This window comes from Nocardioides sp. W7 (genome assembly GCF_022919075.1).
In the GTDB taxonomy this organism is placed as follows: Bacteria; Actinomycetota; Actinomycetes; order Propionibacteriales; family Nocardioidaceae; genus Nocardioides.
Genome location: NZ_CP095078.1, coordinates 463323 through 481071, shown reverse-complemented (window position 1 = coordinate 481071; position 17749 = coordinate 463323). Strand labels below are relative to the sequence as shown.

The window sequence follows — 17749 nt, the reverse complement described above, 5'->3', positions numbered from 1 at the left end:
GCGGCTCCGACGCCCTCGCGGACGCCGGTCGTCGGGCCCCCCCCGCGGGGGGGCGACCGCTCGTCCGGTGCGACCGCTCCCCCGAGACGGGGCGGCGGACCGGCCGGCGTCTCCTGATCGTGGCACTGACCACTCCCTGCCACTGGCTCTCGAGGGCCGGTGACCCTAAGTTGCCAACCATGGCCCGCCAGTCCGCCACCCTGATGACCGCACTCGGATTCCCGCGCGCGGTCGACCGGCTCTACCACCGGGTGCTCGCCCAGTCCGGGCGCGAGCTCGTCTCGGTGGCGAGCTCGCTGCTGCTGACGGCCGAGGAGCTCGAGACCCAGCTCGGGCCGCTGCTGGAGCACGGCATCGCGCGGATCGAGGAGTCGCGGCTCTTCGTGGCGAACCCGGTCGAGGCCGTGGGCCGGATGCTGAGCGAGACGGCCGCCTCTGCCGCGCGGGCCCATGCCCAGCTCGACGCGGTGGCCGCCTCGATCCCGTTCCTGACCGCCCCGGCCGCGGGGCCCGGGCCGGGTGACGTCTCCGAGGTCCTGCCCATCGACGGGGAGATCAGCTCGGGCGGCCGGCCGGTCGCGCTGCTGAGCGCCCTCATCGGGGCCAGCAAGGGCGAGCTGATGTGGCTGCGACCCGACCAGTTCCACAGGCCCCGCGAGGACGCGATGGCCGACGTCGTACGCAAGGCGGTCGCGCAGGGCCGCCGCTCCCGGGCCATCTACCCGGTCCGGGCGCTGACCGACGCCCGCGAGACGCTCGCGCACCGGGCCGAGGTGGGCGAGGAGCTGCGGGTGCTGCCGGAGCTGCCGACCCGGATGTTCGTCATCGGTACGACGCACGCGATCCTCCCCGAGCCGCTCGGCTTCACCGACGAGCCGCGCACCCTGATCCGGCAGCGCGGGCTGGTCGACGCGCTGACCCTGTGGTTCGAGTCGATGTGGGACCGCGCCACGCCCGTCGTGGGGCTGGACCACCCCGTCGCCCGGCCCGACCTGCGGCGCTTCCTGCTGCAGCAGCTTGCCAGCGGCGCCCAGGACGAGCAGATCGCGCGGCGGCTCGGGGTCAGCCTGCGAACGGTCCGCCGCCGGGTCGCCGACATCCTCACCGAGCTCGGCGCCGACAGCCGCTTCCAGGCCGGGGTCGAGGCGGCTCGGCGCGGGTGGATCTAGCGCACCGTCGCTCGCCGGCTGCGGGGGTCTCGACGGGCTGCTCGACCACCGGTGGCTGCTCGACCGTCGGGGTGGGTCAGGTGGGCAGGATCATCGAGTACGCCGCGGGCTCGACCCGCCAGGTGCGGGAGCGTTCCGGGCCGTAGATCTCCCCGTCGGCGCTGCACCAGAACTCCTCGCCGCGGATCGAGACCGTCGACCCGCGCAGCTCGATCACGTCGTCGCGGTTCCCGTGCGTCCCGCGGACCAGCTGGGCGACGTACCCGAACCGCGCCAGCGGGCCGATCGCGCGCGAGATCATCACGTCGACCCGGCCGTCGCTCGGGTCGGCGTCCGGGGTGAGCTCGGTGCCGCCCCCGACGGAGGAGCCGTTGCCGACGGCGACCATCAGCACCGGCTGGTCGAAGTCGCACACGACCTGGCCGTCGACCTCGACCCGGACCCGCACGTACGGCGGCTCGAGGGCGGCCAGCGCCGCCCCGATGGGGTAGCCGAGCTTGCCGAGGTTGGCCTTGCCGACCCCGACGGCGTGCAGGCGGGTCTTCCAGCGTGCCCCGCGGCGGCTGGCCTGGGCGCCTGCGCCGGCGTGCACGCTGTTGACGACGATCTCGCCGACCTCGTCGACGATCAGGTCCATCGGCGCGACCCGGCCCTCGAGCACGACCTTGGCGGCGTCCTCGACGTCCAGCGGGATCCCGGTGCCGCGGGCGAAGTCGTTGCCGGTGCCCAGCGGCAGCAAGCCCAGCACGCTGCCGGCCAGGTCGTTGCGCCGGTAGAGCGCCGCCACCACCGCGTGGAAGCTCCCGTCCCCGCCGGCGACCACGATCCGGCGCGACCCCGCCCGGGTCAGCGCCCCGTCGAGCTCGCCGGGGTTCGACGTGCCGACCACCTCGACCGAGGCCTGCTCGCGCAGCACGGCCAGCGCGCGCTCCAGCGGCTCCTCGTCGGATGGGCCGGCGCCGTTGTTGGTGATGACGAGGAGGGGGTCCACGCGGCGGACCATATCCCGCGCGGCCTGAGGTCGGGGGAGGTTCGTTTGGTAGCGTGACGCCGCAAGAGCCCCGGTGCGCTGTTGCCGGGGTTTTTTGTTTGTCCGAGACGAACACAGTGTGACGAGGAGTGCTCATGCCCGCCATCGCCATCATCGGCGCCCAGTGGGGTGACGAGGGGAAGGGCAAGGCGACCGACCTGCTCGGCAGCCGCGTCGACCACGTCGTCAAGTTCAACGGCGGCAACAACGCGGGTCACACCGTCGTCATCGGCGACGAGAAGTACGCCCTGCACCTGCTGCCGAGCGGCATCCTCAGCCCGAACGTCGTGCCCGTGATCGGCAACGGCGTCGTGATCGACATCGAGGTGCTGTTCCAGGAGCTCGACGCGCTGGAGGCCCGCGGCGTCGACGTCAGCCGCCTCAAGGTCAGCGCGAACGCCCACGTGATCGCCAGCTACAACCGGGCGCTCGACAAGGTCACCGAGCGGTTCCTCGGGAGCCGTCGCCTCGGCACGACCGGTCGCGGCATCGGCCCGACGTACGCCGACAAGATGAACCGGGTCGGCATCCGGGTCCAGGACATCTTCGACGAGAAGATCCTCACCCAGAAGGTCGAGGGCGTCCTGGAGCTGAAGAACCAGGTCCTCTCCAAGATCTACAACCGCCGCGCGGCGACCGTCGAGGGCGTCGTCGAGGAGCTGCTGGAGTACGCCGAGCGCCTGCGCCCGATGGTCTGCGACACCGGTCTGCTGCTCAACCAGGCCCTCGACCGCGGCGAGGTCGTGCTCCTCGAGGGCGGCCAGGCCACGCTGCTCGACGTCGACCACGGCACCTACCCGTTCGTGACCTCCTCCTCGGCCACCTCCGGTGGCGCGTGCACGGGCTCGGGGATCCCGCCGTCGCGCCTGGACCGGGTCATCGGCATCGTCAAGGCCTACACGACCCGCGTCGGCGAGGGCCCGTTCCCGACCGAGCTGTTCGACGACTTCGGTGCGCACCTCGCCAAGGTCGGTGCGGAGTACGGCACCACGACCGGTCGTCCGCGCCGCTGCGGCTGGTACGACGCCGTCATTGCCCGCTACGCCGCCCGCGTCAACGGGGTCACCGACTTCGTGCTCACCAAGCTCGACGTGCTCACCGGCCTGGACCAGGTGCCGGTCTGCGTGGCGTACGACGTCAACGGCGTGCGCCACGACGAGATGCCGGTCAACCAGTCCGACTTCCACCACGCGAAGCCGATCTACGAGTACTTCCCCGGCTGGTGGGAGGACATCAGCGAGGCGCGCACCTTCGAGGAGCTCCCGAAGAACGCCCGGGACTACGTGCTGGCCGTCGAGAAGATGTCCGGAGCCCGGATCTCGGTCGTCGGCGTCGGGCCCTCGCGGGCCGCGACCATCGTGCGCCACGAGCTGGTCTGAGCGAGGACGTCTAGGCTCTCAGCCCGTGAAGACGCTCGTGATCGGCACCGGTGGCCGCGAACACGCCCTGGCCCGCGCCCTGTCCCGCGATCCCGGGGTGAGCGAGGTGCACGCCGCCCCCGGCAACCCCGGCATCGCCGCGGTCGCCACCCTGCACGACGTCGACCCGATGGACGGCGAGGCGGTCGCCGCCCTGGCCCTCGACCTCGGCGTCGACCTGGTCGTCGTCGGCCCGGAGGCCCCCCTGGTCGCCGGCGTCGCCGACGCGGTGACGACCCGGGGCATCCCGGTCTTCGGCCCGTCCGCCACCGCGGCCCGGCTCGAGGGGTCCAAGGCCTTCGCGAAGGACGTGATGGCCGCCGCGGGCGTGCCCACCGCCGCCGCGCGCTCCTGCACCACCGCCGAGCAGGTGGCGGCCGCCCTCGACGAGTACGGCGCGCCGTACGTCGTGAAGGACGACGGCCTGGCTGCCGGCAAGGGCGTCGTCGTCACCGACGACCGCCAGGCGGCGCTCGACCACGCGGCGCAGTGCGAGCGGGTGCTGGTCGAGGAGTACCTCGACGGCCCCGAGGTCTCGCTGTTCGCCATCACCGACGGACGCACGGTCTACCCGCTCCAGCCCGCCCAGGACTTCAAGCGGATCTTCGACGGCGACGCCGGCCCCAACACCGGCGGCATGGGCGCCTACACGCCGCTCCCGTGGGCGCCCGAGGGGCTCGTCGACGAGGTCCTCGCGACGGTCCTGCAGCCGACGGTCGACGAGATGGCCCGGCGCGGCGCCCCGTTCGCGGGGTTGCTGTACGCCGGTCTCGCGCTCACCTCGCAGGGGGTGCGGGTGGTGGAGTTCAACGCCCGCTTCGGCGACCCCGAGACCCAGCCCCTCCTCGCGCTGCTCGACAGCCCGCTCAGCCCGCTGCTGCTCGGCGCGGCGACCGGCACCCTCGCCGAGGTCCCCCCGCCCGCGTGGAAGCCGGGCTCGGCCGTGGGGGTCGTGCTGGCCAGCAAGGGCTACCCCGAGACCGCCAGCAAGGGCGACGTCATCAGCGGGCTGGACGCCGCCGAGGCGCTCGCCGGCGTACACGTCATCCAGGCCGGCACCGCCATCGCCGACGGCCAGCTCGTCACCGCCGGCGGGCGGGTGCTCGCCGTCGTCGGCACCGGCACCGACCTCACCGCCGCCCGGCAGGCGGCGTACGCCGGGGTCGCCCGCATCGACTTCCCCGGCGCGCAGCACCGCACCGACATCGCCGCCTCGGTCTGACGTCGAGTCGGTCCCCCAGACCGTTGAGTCGGTCCCCCAGACCGTTGAGTCGGTCCCCCAGACCGTTGAGCCGGGAGTTCTGACGCTTGAGTCCGACACCGTCTCCCGACTCAACCGCCGGGACGCACGACTCAACGGGCATGGGAGAATCACCCACCGTGACCGTCCCCAACGTCCTCGCCACCCGGTACGCCGGAGCCGATCTCGCAGCCATCTGGTCGCCCGAGCACAAGATCGTCCTGGAGCGGCAGCTCTGGATCGCCGTGCTGAAGGCCCAGCGCGACCTCGGGATCGAGGTGCCGGACGGCGTCGTCGAGGCCCACGAGGCCGTCGTCGACCAGGTCGACCTCGGCTCGATCGCGGCCCGCGAGCGGATCACCCGCCACGACGTGAAGGCCCGGATCGAGGAGTTCGCCGACCTCGCCGGTCACGAGCACATCCACAAGGGCATGACCTCGCGGGACCTCACCGAGAACGTCGAGCAGCTCCAGATCAAGCAGTCCCTGGGGCTGCTCCGCGACCGGGCCGTCGCCACGCTCGCCCGTCTGGCCCGGCTCGCCGCCGAGCACGAGGCCACCGTGATGGCCGGGCGCAGCCACAACGTCGCCGCCCAGGCGACGACGCTCGGCAAGCGGTTCGCGACCGTGGCCGACGAGATGCTGATCGCGCTGGAGCGGATCGAGAACCTGCTGGGCCGCTACCCGCTGCGCGGCATCAAGGGCCCGATGGGCACCGCCCAGGACATGCTCGACCTGCTCGACGGCGACGGCTCGAAGCTGGCCGAGCTGGAGCAGCGGGTCGCCGCGCACCTCGGCTTCGACCGGGTGCTGACCAGCGTCGGCCAGGTCTACCCGCGCTCGCTCGACTACGACGTCGTCACCGCCCTCGCCCAGCTGGTCGCCGGCCCGTCCAACCTGGCCACGACGGTCCGGCTGATGGCCGGCAACGAGGTCGTGACCGAGGGCTTCAAGGAGGGTCAGGTCGGCTCCTCGGCGATGCCGCACAAGATGAACAGCCGCTCCTGCGAGCGGGTCAACGGCCTCGCGGTGGTCGTCCGCGGCTACGTCTCCATGGTCGGCGAGCTCGCCGGCGACCAGTGGAACGAGGGCGACGTCTCCGACTCCGTCGTCCGCCGGGTCGCGCTGCCCGACGCGTTCTTCGCCACCGACGGGCTCTTCCAGACCTTCCTGACCGTGCTCGACGAGTTCGGCGCGTTCCCGGCGGTGATCCAGCGCGAGCTGGACCGCTACCTGCCGTTCCTGGCCACCACCAAGGTGCTGATGGCCGCGGTGCGCAACGGCGTCGGGCGCGAGTCCGCGCACGAGGCGATCAAGGAGGCCGCGGTCGGCACCGCCCTCGACATGCGGAAGGGGCAGGCCGAGAACGACGTCTTCGCCCGCCTCGCAGCCGACGAGCGGCTGGGGCTCACCGCCGACCAGCTGGCCGGCCTGGTGGCCGAGCCGATCACCTTCACCGGTGCCGCCGTCGACCAGGTGCAGGCCGTCGTACGACAGGTCGCCGACGTGACCGCCCGCCACCCGGAGGCGGCGGCGTACTCCCCAGGCGAGATCCTCTAGCCGCTCGCCTGCAACGCCCGTGCGGCTGCCGGACATGAGGTGAGCATGGGCGAGGCTCGGCAGGAGACCTTCAGCCGGCTCTACGCCGGGCACTTCGACGCGATCCTCGGCTACGCGCTGCGCCGCACGGACCGGCCCGAGGACGCGGCTGACGTGACGGCGGAGACCTTCCTGGTCGCGTGGCGGCGGCTGGCGCACGTGCCGGACGGGCCGGAGACCCGGCCCTGGCTGTACGGCGTCGCCCGCCGGGTGCTGGCCAACCGCCGGCGCGGCGACCGGCGGCGCAGCTTGCTCGGCGAGCGGCTGCGCGCCGAGCTGGCTGTCGCCGTGCCGGACGCGAGCGTGGAGGTCGCCGGGCGCACCGACGTCGCCGTGGCGATGCGCCGGCTCAGCGGCCGGGACCAGGAGATCCTCGAGCTGCACCTGTGGGAGGGACTCGAGCCGCGCGAGATCGCCGAGGTGCTCGGGCTGTCCACGACCGTGGTTCGGCCCCGGCTCTCGCGTGCCCGGGCGCGACTGCGGGAGCTGCTGGGCGAGGACGGTGGCAACGATCCCGACCCACCCGGACATCTCCCTTCCAGACACCCACAGCTCGCCCGGAGGGAGCAGCCATGAGCAGTCACCTCACCGACGACGAGGTCGTCGCCCTGCCCCTGCACCACGGGCGGGCCGAGCTCCTGGAGGAGATCATGCGCAGTCCCGTCCTCGACGACCGTCCGGTCCGCACGCGCCCCCGTGGCCGGCGTACCTGGCTGGTGCCGGTCGCCGCGGCCGCCGCCGTCGCCGCGCTGGCGGCGGGCGCGGCCTGGTGGGGCGGCGCCGGCCCGGGCGCCGGCGGGTCCGCCCAGCCGGCCGGTCCCGTCGATCCCACCGTCGAGGCCGGGTGGACCGTGCTCGACGCCCCCGGCTGGGTGGCCTCCTACGCCTACGTGGACAGCCGCGGTGGCGAGGTCATCTTCGAGAAGGGGGACGCGTCCTTCGACGTGTCCTGGCAGGACGCCGCCAGCTACGAGGAGTACGTCGAGGACCGCCGGCACATCACGGAGCCGCCGGCCGACGGCGTGCCTGTGGAGGTGCTGGGCCGGCCCGCCCAGATCTGGGCCTACAGCGCCCGGGACCACACCGTGATTCGCGAGGTGCAGAACGGCAGCTGGGTCGAGGTCCGCGGCAGCGGCATGGACGAGGACGCGTACCTCGACCTGCTCGGCCGGCTCCGCCAGGTCGATCGGGCCACCTTCGAGGCCGCGCTGCCACCGGACTTCGTGGACGGCACCGAGCGGGACGCGGAGATCGAGGAGCTGCTCGACGGCATTCGCGCCCACGTCGACCCGCTGCTCCCGCCGGGCAGCACCCGGACGGGCTTCTCGTCGGAGCAGAACGACCCGTACCAGCTCGGCGCCGACGTGGCCGGTCAGCTGGCGTGCGAGTGGATCACCGAGTTCCGGCTCGCGGTGCGAGCCGGTGACGAGGCGCGCGCCGATCTCGCCGCGGAGGCCATCGCGACGACCCGCCAGTGGCCGGTGCTGCGGGAGATGGCGGCCGACGGCGAGTACCCCCAGTTCATCTGGGGACTCGCCGACGAGGTGGCCGCCGGCCGGGTGCCGAGGAACTACACCGACGGACTGGGCTGTGAGGGCTGAGCACCAGCCCGGCACCGTCGAGTGACATGGATTGGCCCCCAGGAGCTCGGTTTGCGGGGCCAATCCATGTCACTCGACGCGCGAGGGCGGACGCGCCGCCCGTACGGCGATCAGCAGGGCCAGGAGCACGAGTCCGGCACCGGTGAGCAGGGCGGCGCGCAGCGCGGCGTCGGTGGACATCGAGTCCGAGGTGAGCTGGTAGACGGTGACCAGCAGGGCGGCGCCGATCGAGGCGCCGATCCGCTGCCCGGTCTGCAGCCCGCCGCCGGCGGCGCCGCCCATCCGGGGCGGTACGTCGGCGAGGGTGAGCGTGATGTTGGGCGAGACGACCGCACCGGCGCCGAGCCCGGTGAGCAGCAGCGTCGGCAGCAGCCAGGGCCAGATCGGGTCCCGGCCGGGGGCGAGCAGCGCGACGAGCACGACGCCGGTCATCATCACCGCGAGCGCGGCGACGGTGAGCCGGCGGCCCGCGTCGGAGACGTAGCGCCCACCCAGTGGTGCGCTCACCGCGGAGCCCACCGCGAAGGGCATGATCGCCAGCCCGGCCTGCAGGGCCGAGAGCTCGAGCGCGACCTGCAGGTGGATCGAGATCACCAGCAGCAGCCCGGTGAAGCCGGTGAAGTAGAGCGCCCCGATCGCCAGCCCCTTGACGTAGCTGGGCAGCGTGCGCAGCAGTCCCACGTCGATGAGGGGCGGATGGCCGCGGCTCGTCGTACGACGCTCCCACGCGACGAAGGCCCAGCCGAAGAGCGGCACGCCCGCGAGCAGCGCCAGTGGCAGCCGTTCGCCGCCCTCGAGCGACACCACCGGGTAAAGCAGGGACAGCACGGTCAGGCCCAGCAGCACCGCGCCGGGTACGTCGATGCGGTGGTCGGTCGGCTCGGGGTCGGGCCGACGCTTCGGGACCATCCGCAGCACGGCGACGGCGGCCACCAGGCCGATCGGCACGTTGACGAGGAACAGCCAGCGCCAGCCGTCCTCCTCACCGGCCAGGGCGATGATCAGTCCGCCGAGCACCGGCCCGGTGGCCGAGGCCGTCGACACCGTGAACCCGAACAGCCCGAACGCCTTGGCCCGCTCGCGACCGCGGAAGAGCTGCTGGATCATCCCGGTGTTCTGCGGGGTGAGCAGCCCGGCGAACGCCCCCTGGAGCAACCGCGCGAGGATCACCAGCGCAGCGTTGGGGGCCAGGCCGACGGCGGCGCTCGCGAGCGTGAAGCCGGCCAGGCCGATCAGCATCATCCGACGGCGACCGTAGGCGTCCCCGAGCCGGCCGCCGGCGACCAGGGTCAGCCCGAAGGCCAGCGTGTAGCCCGAGACCACCCACTGGATGGTCCCGGCCGAGGTGTGCAGGCCCTCCTGCATCGACGGGATCGCGACGTTGACGATCGAGACGTCGAGCAGCGACATGAAGCCGACGACCAGGGAGACCCCCAGGATCCGCCACCGGCGCGGATGCGGCTCGTACGCCGGGTCGCCCGACTCCTGGTGGGGCCGGTCGTCGACGGCGTGCTCGCTCACCCGACCGTTGTACCCCGAACCCGCAGCGGGGTTTGGGGGTGGTCTCGAAAGGCGCGTGATGATGGAGGCATGACCACAGCCGTCGACGTGACCGTGACCGGACGGGTGCAGGGCGTCTCGTTCCGGATGTACACCGAGCAGGAGGCCCGCCGCCTCGGCGTCGTCGGCTGGGTCCGCAACGAGCCGGACGGCTCGGTCGCGGGGCACTTCGAGGGCAGCGAGGACGGCGTGCGCGAGCTGGTCGCCTGGTGCCGCACCGGGCCGTCGTACGCCCGGGTGAGCGGCGTCGACGTCCGAGCGGGCGAGGCCACCGGCGCGACCCGGTTCGAGGTCCGCGGATGAGCGAGCCGGTCACCGTCGCGATCACCCGCCATCTCGAGCCGGGACACGAGCCGGAGATGCTCAGCTGGCTGCAGGCGGGCACCACGCTCGCCCAGCAGTTCCCGGGGTTCCTCGGGTCCGGCTGGGTGCGCCCGGAGGTCGGGTCGACCGAGTGGCACATGCTCTACCGGTTCGCCGACCACGACTCGCTGCTGGCCTGGGAGCAGTCGCACGAGCGGCAGTGGTGGCGCTCCTCGGCCGCCGGGCTGGGGATCGTCGAGTCCCGCGTCGAGCGTCGTACCGGCATCGAGGGCTGGTTCGACCCGCCGGCCACCCGTGACGTCGAGGACCTCCGCCCGGCGCCGGTCGCGCCGCCGCGCTGGAAGCAGGCCTGCGTGATCTTCCTCGTCTTCTTCCCGCTCAGCCTGATCGTCAACGTGCTCACCGGCCGGCTGATCCCGGACTGGCCGCTCCCGCTCCGGGTCTTCGTGACGATCGCGGTGATGACGCCGGTGATGACGTACGCCGCGCTGCCGTGGATCACCCGGCGGATGGAGTGGTGGCTGCACGGCCGGCCCGCGCCCTGGCGCCGGCGGGCACCTGCCCCGACCGGATGACGTCCGCGGACGTCACCCGATCTGGCGACCACGTCGTACGACGTCCGCCGCGCGCCCCCCCGCCCCGCGCGACGTCATCCGAGCTGGTCAGGCTCGCGCGTGACCGCCCCAATTGGCGAGCTTGGCCCCGACGGTGTGCAGGTCGGCGCGCCAGACGTCCTCGGGGCCCGGCGGCAGCACGGCGTCCCACTCGACGGCGTAGGACCCGAGCACCTGGCCCAGCCGGGCCGTCCGGGCGAAGAACCACAGGTGGAAGTGCGAGCCGCCGTCGCCCCAGCGGTCGACGTGCACGCGGCCGATGTTCGGCAGGCTGCCGATGATCCGGGTGAGCCGGACGGTGATCCGGCCCAGCTCGGAGGCGAGGTCGTCGCTGAGGTCGGCCATGTCGAGGTGCTCGCGGGTGTGCAGCATGACGACCAGCGGCAGCCCGGACGGGGCGCCGTGGTGGGTCAGCACCCAGCGCTCGTCCTCCCACACCACCCGGTCGGGGTCGAGGCCCTGACAGGTCGGGCACGGCTTCGACTCCGACTCGCCCCAGCGTGGCGGCTCGTCCGCCGGCGCCGCGAGCACCTTCGGGACCACCCGGTCGCCCACCGCCTCCCAGGGGAACACGTCCCAGTCACCCAGGGAGGGCAGCGGCAGCCGCCCGCCCTCCCCGACCGCCGCGATGACCCGGGCATAGACCTCTTCCGCTGACTCAGCCACGCGACCAGCCTCGCAGGGCCGGCAACGGTCCGCCAACGGCGTCAGCCGGTGGCCCTCACCGGCGCACCCGCGCCCGCACCGTCGCCCAGGGTCCCTGGCCGGCCGCGTTGACCGCGGCCACCCGGAACGACGTACGTCCGGCCGGGACCTTCGTGACGGTCGCGGCGACCCGGGCGCCACGACCGTCCGCCACGGTCCGCCACCGGTTCCCGACGCGGCGCTGGACGACGTAGTCGCTCACCCGCGCCCCGCCGGTGGCGGCCGGGACCCGCCAGCTCAGCCGGACCACGCCACGTCCTCGGGGTCCTCGGGCCACGTCGGCCCGCAGGCCCCGCGGGGCGCTCGGCCGGGTGACGGGGGATACGGGTACGACGCGCGCCTCCGCGCTCCAGGCACCGGTGCCGGCTGAGTTCACGGCCGCGACCCGGAAGCGGTACGACGTGCCGGCCGCCAGCCCGGTGACCGCCAGCTGGGGCGACGTGACGGTGCCGACCGTCGTCCAGGGTCCGTCGCCGCCGGCCTGTTGCACGACGTACCCGGTCAGCGGTGCGCCGCCGTCCTCGGCGGGTGCCCGCCAGGTCAGGCTCGCCCGGCCGACTCCCCCTCCGGCTGTGAGCCCGAGCGGCGCGGACGGGGCGGACGGGGCGACGACCGGGTCGGGCACCGTCGCGGTGGCGACCGGGCTCCACGGGCCCTGTCCGATCTCGTTGACCGCGGCGACCCGGTAGTGGTGGGTGCTGCGCGGGGCCAGCCCGGTGACGGTGTGGGTGAGGGCGTCGCCCTCCTCGTCGGCGACCGGCTCCCACGGACCCTCGGCCGAGTCCGCGTGCTCGAGGAGGTAGTCGACGACGTCGGGACCGCCCGGGTGCTCGGGCGCGGTCCAGGTCAGGACCACGGTGCCGTCGGAGGTCGCAGCGGCGCCCGGCGTCCGGGGCTCGGTCGGGACGCTGTCGGGCACGACCGCGCTCGCGGGCTCGTTCCACGGGCCCTGCCCGCCCTCGGTCAGCGCGGCCACCCGGAACTCCTGGGTGGTGGCGCCGGGAAGACCGTCGACCAGCCGTGACGTCTCGTCGTCGTCGTCCCCGATCAAGGCCCAGTCGCCGCCCGGCAGCCGGTGCTGGACCAGGTAGCCCCGGATCCGCCCTCCGGCCAGGTCGTCCGGCTCGGACCACTCCAGCGCGACGCCGCCCGGGCCGTCGGGCTCCGCGGACAGGCCGGTCGGTGCGGTCGGCAGGCCCACGACGGTCTCGCGGACCGGCTCCGTCCAGGGTCCCCGGCCGCGGTCGTTGACGGCGGCGACCCGGAAGGCGTAGCGCCGGCCGACCGTGAGGTCGGTGACCATGGATCCCGTCGTGGTGGTGACCGGCTCGGTGACGGCCGCCCACGGACCGAGCTGGTCGTCCTCGACGAGCGCCCGCTCGACGACGTAGTCGCTCAGGGCGACGCCGCCGTCGTGCTCGGGCGCCGTCCAGCGCAGCTCGATGCTGCCGCTCGCGCCGGCCGACGCGTCGAGCGCGCGAGGCATCGCGGGCGGTCCGGGCGCGAGCGCGACGTCGTGGTGCAGCAGCTCGTCCTCGCCGAGGGTGAACGTGAGGGTGTCCGGGTCGGTGGCCTCGAAGCCCTCGGGCAGGGTCACCGTGTGGTCGCCCGGGGCCAGGAAGGGTCGGTCGTAGTCCCCGCGCTCGTCCACCTCGGTGGTCTCGGTCCGGTCGCGCGAGGTCTCCCCGCAGCTCTCGCCGGCGGGTCCCGTCACGCAGTAGTCGAGGCGAGGCAGCCCGGGCTCTCCCGGGTCGCGGGCGCCGTCGAGGTCGAGGTCGACGAAGAAGGTGCCGGCCACGGCGCCGTCGGGTCCGTCGACACCGAGCTCCAGGTCGTACGACGACTCGGGCGCGACGTCGACGGTGGTGGGCGTACCGGCGGTGACGTGCCAGCCCGGTCCCGGTCCGATGATCCTGAAGGTGTGGTGACCCGGGGGCACCTTGACGAGGCTCCACCGCCCGTCCTCGCCGGGATGGACGCAGTGCTCCGTCCGGTGGCCGAAGCCGTACTGCACGCACACCACTCCACGGCGGGTCGGCTCCCCGGCGTCCCGGTCGCCGTCGGCGTCGTCGTCGCGGAACAGCACCCCGGTCAGCGTGCTGGTGCCCTGCACGACGCCCAGGTCGTGCTCCGCGCTCTCCTCCGGACCCAGGACGACGGGAGCCTCCAGGGTCGTCGCGTACCAGTCCTTGGGCATTCCGGAGGTGGCGATCTCGTACTGCCCGGGGGCTCGGTCGCCCACGTGGTACCTGCCGTCCTCGTCGGACCAGGCCACGGCCAGGTTGCAGGTCCGCGTGTGGGGACGGGACCAGCACTGGATCGCGGTCTCGCCGTAGCCACGCTCGCCCGCGTCGCGCACGCCGTCGAGGTCGCTGTCGACGAACACGGTGCCGTGCACGCTGGAGCGTCCGGTCTGCCACAGGAGACCCGGCTTGACCCCGAAGTCCACCCGGCCGACACCCCGGCCGTCGACCACGTCGACCAGGTACGGCTGGTTGTCGCGGGGAGCGCTCTGCACGGTGCGCTGGATGTCCTCGTCCACCACGGCGAGCGAGGCCCAGTAGGTCCCGTCCGGGACGTCGCGCGCGATCCACACCCCGGTGGCGTCGTCGGACCAGGAGAAGTCCTCCTGGCCGCCACCGACCCGGGTCAGCACCACGCTGTAGCCCCAGCCCGTGGCGACGGTCGCGGGACCCTCGCCCTCGTCGCGTCGACCGTTGTCGTTCGCGTCGAGGTAGACGGTGCCGGTGACCTCGGGGACCTCCAGGACGGTGGTTTCGGGTGTGATGAAGGTCCGGGCGGGACCGGTGGTGCTGACGCCACCGATCTCGTTCTCCGCCTCGACGCGGACGTCGTACGACGTGTTCGCGGTGAGCCCGGTCAGCCGGTGCGTGCGGGTCTCCCCGTCGGTAGTCGCGACCTCGGTGCCGTCGACCAGGATCCGATAGCCCGCGATCTCGTCCTCGTCGGCCGCCGCCGGCCAGCGCAGCCGGGCCGAGGAGCTCGTGATCCGATCGGCGACGACCCACCGGTCCGGCCAGGTCGGCAGGCCCGCGGCGGTGCGCGTCTGCAGCGTCGGACCGCCCGTGCTCCAGTTCCCGGCCGCATCGCCGGCCTCGACCCGGAAGGTGTACGACGTGTCGGCGGCCAGCCCGGTCACCTTCAGCGTCCGCGCGGTGACCGTGTCGACCAGGGTCGCGCCGCGGTAGACCCGGTAGCCGGTGACGGCCCGGTCGTCGACCGCGGCCGACCAGCTCAGGGTGAGCGAGCGCCGCCCGACCTCGCCGGCGGTCAGGGTCTTGCCCGAGGGCCAGGTGGGCGCCTCCTCGTCGGGGCAGTCGTTCGGCGGGTTCGGGGCCAGCACGTGGGCGGTGCCGCCGATCGTGGCGAGATGGCCGGTCGGCGCCGCCGAGAACGCGATGCCGGAGACCGGATCGGTCCGGGTGGCGTCGACGGTGCCGGTCCGGGTGTCGACGAGCCGGGTGTGCATCTGGGTGGCGCTGGTCTGCTCGACCACGGCGAGCTTGGTGCCGCAGGGGCTGAAGGCCCAGTGCCCGGTGCCGGTCATCGTCGTCGACCAGGTCCGCTTCTCCTGGTCGAGGTCGACGAGGGCGAGCTGGACCTGCTGGGCCGAGCTGGTGTGGGCGTGGAAGAACCGGCCCTCGTCCGGCGAGAAGCCCCACCCGGCCTCGCCGAACCGCTTGCCCGCGGGGGCGAGGAAGAAAGAGAAGGTGGTCGTGTAGGCGGTGTCGCCGCTCGTGGCGTCGACGATCTCGATGCCGGCCTGGTTGGTGGTGTTGGTGACCAGCCAAGTCAGGCTCAGCCAGCGCCCGCCGGACGAGAAGGCGATCCGGGCGTCACCGGTCGTGACGGTCCGCACCAGCACCGGTGTCGCGGGTCGCGAGCCGGTGAGGTCGTACAGCGCGACCTCCAGGTTGGGGCCGCTGACCCGCCAGGTCACCAGCCGCTCCTGGTCCGGGCTGAAGCCCCAGTCGGTGTGGCCGGTGTGAACGGTGGCGACGACCGCGCTGCCGCTCGTCCGGCGCACCGTCAGGGCGACCGACGGGAAGGTGCCGGCTGCCTCGATCCGGTACTTCGGTGCGGTGGGAGCGGACGAGCCGTCGCCGCCGACGTACGGCTCCTCGAGCCCGCCGGGGGCCCGGTAGGGGCCGGCCTCGGCGCAGCCGCACTCCGGCGCGGCCGCCGTCGCTGCCGACGCCGAGGCCGAGGCCGGACTGGGTGGTCCACCGAGGACCAGTCCGAGGAGGAGGGCGGCGAGCGCGAGGAGCGTGGAGGACGAGAGGCGGCTGAGCATTCCCGGAGCCTGGTGCGCCCGGCGTCCTGGGGGTCAGGGCGCGGAGTCCCGGGTGCCCGGGAGGATCCTCGGCGGGGAACCGGCCCCGGGCATGTCTAGGCTGACGCTCGTGGCCGACCTGAACATCCCCGACGCCCCTGCGATCCCCGGGGCGGAGCACCTGCACTCGGGCAAGGTGCGCGATCTCTACGTGCTCGGCTCCGGCGACCTGCTGATGGTCGCCAGCGACCGGATCTCGGCGTACGACTTCGTCCTCGACACCACGATCCCCGACAAGGGCGAGATCCTGACCCGGATGTCCCTGTGGTGGTTCGACCAACTGCGCGACGTGGTCGACAACCACGTGATCTCCACCGACGTCCCGGAGGCCGTGCGCGGCCGGGCGGTGGTGTGCGAGCGGCTGGAGATGTTCCCGGTCGAGTGCGTGGCCCGCGGCTACCTGACCGGCTCCGGCCTGCGCGAGTACGACGAGTCCGGCGAGGTCTGCGGGATCCCGCTGCCGGCCGGCCTGGTCGACGGGAGCCGGCTGCCGCGGGCGATCTTCACGCCCGCCACCAAGGCCGCGGTCGGCGACCACGACGAGAACGTCTCCTTCGACGCCGTCGTCGCGGAGGTCGGCGCGGACCCGGCCGAGCGGCTGCGCGACCTGACCCTCACCGTCTACACGCGGGCCGAGGACCTGGCCCGCGAGCGCGGCATCATCCTGGCCGACACGAAGTTCGAGTTCGGCCGTCGTCCCGACGGCACCACCGTGCTGGCCGACGAGGTGCTCACCCCGGACTCCTCGCGCTTCTGGCCGGTCGACCGGTGGGTGCCCGGCACCCCGCAGCCGTCCTTCGACAAGGACGTCGTGCGCGGCTGGCTGACCTCTCCTGAGTCCGGCTGGGACCGCACGTCCGGCGAGGCGCCGCCGCCGCTGCCCGCCGAGGTCGTCGAGCGCACCCGCGCCCGCTACGTCCAGGCCTACGAGCTGCTCACGGGACAGTCGTTCTGATCGTGCACTTCGCGGCGCCGGTCGAGGAGGTCTTCGACTTCCTGGTCGAGCCGCGCAACCGGCCCGCGTGGCAGTCCAGCCTGGCGCGGGTCGCGGACGTGACGCCCGGGCCGGCCGTGGGCCAGACCTGGGTCGACGTCACCAGCCCCGGGCTGCGCCCCCTGATGGAGACCACCGAGCTCGACCGGCCGCACCGCTGGACCGAGCGCGGCACCTGGCGGGGCTTCGCCGCCGAGCTCACGCTGGAGTTCGCACCCGCCCCGGGCGGCTGCGTGGTCGAGCCCACGATGACCCTGCGCGCCGCCGGTGCGGCCCGCCCGCTGGCCCTCGCGCTGTCCGCAGTCGCGCCGTACGCCGTCCGCGCGGACCTGCGCCACGCGGCTCGGCTCCTCGGCGACCGCCGCTGAGCGCACCCGCTGGGTGACCAGCAGGGCGAGCAGGACGAGGGCGGCCCCGGCGGCCGCGTCGAGGAGGTAGTGGTTGCCGGTCACCACGACGGTGACCGTGGTGAACGCCGGGTGCAGCAGCCACCACCAGCGCCACCGGCTGCGCAAGGTCACGACCAGCACCAACGCCACCAGCAGCGCCCAGCCCACGTGCAGGCTCGGCAGCGCGGCGTACTCGTTGGCGAGGCCGGCCATCGGCGACCCGTCGTACACGCTCGCGCCGGCCTGCTGTCCGGTGTCGACCGCGCCGGACGCCGCGAGCAGCCGGGGCGGGGTCACCGGCACCACCAGGTGGACGACCATCGCCACGCCGGTGGCGAGCACCAGCGCGTGCTTGGTCCAGCGGTACGCCGACCGGTCGCGCCGCCAGAGCCAGAGCAGGACGCCGATGGTGACCGGGAAGTGCAGCAGGTAGTAGCGGTCCGCGATCCCGACCAGGTGGTGCACGTCCAGCGCCGCCGCCTGGAGGACGGCCTCGGAGGGCAGCCGCACCGCCGCCTGGAGGTCGAGGATGCGCAGCGCGTTGTCGTCGGCCGAGTCGACCCGACCGGTGGCCAGCATCCGGCCGAGGTTGTAGGCGCCCATCAGGGCCAGCACGGACGCGAGCTCGACGACGGCGGCGGGCACGGCGCGCGAGTGGGCGGAGGCGATGGACACGGCCATGACCATCAGCCTGGCGACGTTCTCGCCCGTGCGCATCCGAGTTCTCCCGGACCGGACCCCGAGGCCGGCCTC

14 protein-coding genes are annotated in these 17749 nt (G+C 73.7%); 9 read left to right on the top strand and 5 right to left on the bottom strand.

Features of this window, described 5'->3' with window-relative positions:
- Positions 1–179: 179 nt before the first annotated feature.
- Positions 180–1169 carry a LuxR C-terminal-related transcriptional regulator gene (locus MUB56_RS02350; RefSeq protein WP_244930310.1) on the top strand — a complete coding sequence of 330 codons (990 nt, stop codon included), beginning with the start codon at positions 180–182 and terminating at the stop codon, positions 1167–1169.
- A 76-nt stretch (positions 1170–1245) separates the two neighbouring features.
- Here MUB56_RS02350 and MUB56_RS02345 read toward each other — a convergent pair whose 3' ends face one another.
- Positions 1246–2160 (bottom strand): diacylglycerol kinase family protein, encoded by a 915-nt coding sequence (locus MUB56_RS02345; protein WP_244930309.1) that lies wholly within the window; start codon positions 2158–2160, stop codon positions 1246–1248.
- Between the two features lie 134 nt (positions 2161–2294).
- On the opposite strand from MUB56_RS02345, the gene MUB56_RS02340 reads away from it, so the two are divergent.
- The 5 genes from MUB56_RS02340 (at position 2295) to MUB56_RS02320 (ending at position 8056) form a co-directional block, all read left to right on the top strand.
- Positions 2295–3578, top strand: coding sequence for an adenylosuccinate synthase (locus MUB56_RS02340; protein WP_244930308.1), 1284 nt, complete (start codon positions 2295–2297; stop codon positions 3576–3578).
- Positions 3579–3603: 25 nt separating this feature from the next.
- Positions 3604–4839 (top strand): phosphoribosylamine--glycine ligase, encoded by a 1236-nt coding sequence (gene purD / locus MUB56_RS02335; RefSeq protein ID WP_244930307.1) that lies wholly within the window; start codon positions 3604–3606, stop codon positions 4837–4839.
- A 140-nt stretch (positions 4840–4979) separates the two neighbouring features.
- Positions 4980–6416: an adenylosuccinate lyase gene (purB, locus tag MUB56_RS02330; RefSeq protein ID WP_244930306.1), complete on the top strand. Its 1437-nt coding sequence runs from the start codon at positions 4980–4982 to the stop codon at positions 6414–6416.
- Positions 6417–6461: 45 nt separating this feature from the next.
- A complete protein-coding gene (locus MUB56_RS02325) occupies positions 6462–7031 on the top strand; it encodes a sigma-70 family RNA polymerase sigma factor (protein ID WP_244930305.1) in 570 nt (189 codons plus the stop codon).
- Entirely contained in the window at positions 7028–8056 is a 1029-nt protein-coding gene (locus tag MUB56_RS02320) for a hypothetical protein (protein ID WP_244930304.1), read from the top strand. Before MUB56_RS02325 ends, MUB56_RS02320 begins: the two co-directional genes overlap by 4 nt.
- A gap of 69 nt (positions 8057–8125) precedes the next feature.
- Here the strand turns inward: MUB56_RS02320 and MUB56_RS02315 are convergent, their stop codons facing one another.
- On the bottom strand, positions 8126–9577 hold the full coding sequence (locus MUB56_RS02315) for an MFS transporter (protein WP_244930303.1): 1452 nt from the start codon (positions 9575–9577) through the stop codon (positions 8126–8128).
- Positions 9578–9646: 69 nt separating this feature from the next.
- Between MUB56_RS02315 and MUB56_RS02310 the strand changes: the two genes are divergently transcribed.
- A complete protein-coding gene (locus MUB56_RS02310) occupies positions 9647–9919 on the top strand; it encodes an acylphosphatase (RefSeq protein ID WP_244930302.1) in 273 nt (90 codons plus the stop codon).
- Positions 9916–10515 (top strand): antibiotic biosynthesis monooxygenase, encoded by a 600-nt coding sequence (locus MUB56_RS02305; RefSeq protein ID WP_244930301.1) that lies wholly within the window; start codon positions 9916–9918, stop codon positions 10513–10515. The genes MUB56_RS02310 and MUB56_RS02305 overlap by 4 nt, the downstream gene beginning before the upstream one ends.
- A gap of 87 nt (positions 10516–10602) precedes the next feature.
- Here the strand turns inward: MUB56_RS02305 and MUB56_RS02300 are convergent, their stop codons facing one another.
- Both MUB56_RS02300 and MUB56_RS02295 read right to left on the bottom strand, forming a co-directional pair.
- Positions 10603–11220: a hypothetical protein gene (locus MUB56_RS02300; protein WP_244930300.1), complete on the bottom strand. Its 618-nt coding sequence runs from the start codon at positions 11218–11220 to the stop codon at positions 10603–10605.
- A 55-nt stretch (positions 11221–11275) separates the two neighbouring features.
- Complete coding sequence (locus MUB56_RS02295) at positions 11276–15574, bottom strand: fibronectin type III domain-containing protein (RefSeq protein ID WP_244930299.1); 4299 nt, start codon at positions 15572–15574, stop codon at positions 11276–11278.
- 109 nt (positions 15575–15683) lie between these two features.
- Between MUB56_RS02295 and MUB56_RS02290 the strand changes: the two genes are divergently transcribed.
- The gene (locus tag MUB56_RS02290) at positions 15684–16568 is read left to right on the top strand and encodes a phosphoribosylaminoimidazolesuccinocarboxamide synthase (protein WP_244930298.1); all 885 of its coding nucleotides are present in this window, start codon (positions 15684–15686) and stop codon (positions 16566–16568) included.
- On the opposite strand, the gene MUB56_RS02285 is transcribed toward MUB56_RS02290, so the two are convergent.
- Positions 16538–17677 (bottom strand): phosphatase PAP2 family protein, encoded by a 1140-nt coding sequence (locus MUB56_RS02285; RefSeq protein ID WP_244930297.1) that lies wholly within the window; start codon positions 17675–17677, stop codon positions 16538–16540. The genes MUB56_RS02290 and MUB56_RS02285 overlap by 31 nt on opposite strands.
- Positions 17678–17749 lie beyond the last annotated feature (72 nt).

Coding starts and splice junctions, on each gene's coding strand:
- MUB56_RS02350 (WP_244930310.1), top strand. CDS start 180: ATGGCCCGCCAGTCCGCCACCCTGATGACCGCACTCGGATTCCCGCGC.
- MUB56_RS02340 (WP_244930308.1), top strand. CDS start 2,295: ATGCCCGCCATCGCCATCATCGGCGCCCAGTGGGGTGACGAGGGGAAG.
- purB (WP_244930306.1), top strand. CDS start 4,980: ATGGGAGAATCACCCACCGTGACCGTCCCCAACGTCCTCGCCACCCGG.
- MUB56_RS02325 (WP_244930305.1), top strand. CDS start 6,462: ATGGGCGAGGCTCGGCAGGAGACCTTCAGCCGGCTCTACGCCGGGCAC.
- MUB56_RS02320 (WP_244930304.1), top strand. CDS start 7,028: ATGAGCAGTCACCTCACCGACGACGAGGTCGTCGCCCTGCCCCTGCAC.
- MUB56_RS02310 (WP_244930302.1), top strand. CDS start 9,647: ATGACCACAGCCGTCGACGTGACCGTGACCGGACGGGTGCAGGGCGTC.
- MUB56_RS02305 (WP_244930301.1), top strand. CDS start 9,916: ATGAGCGAGCCGGTCACCGTCGCGATCACCCGCCATCTCGAGCCGGGA.
- MUB56_RS02295 (WP_244930299.1), bottom strand. CDS start 15,574: ATGCTCAGCCGCCTCTCGTCCTCCACGCTCCTCGCGCTCGCCGCCCTC.
- MUB56_RS02285 (WP_244930297.1), bottom strand. CDS start 17,677: ATGGCCGTGTCCATCGCCTCCGCCCACTCGCGCGCCGTGCCCGCCGCC.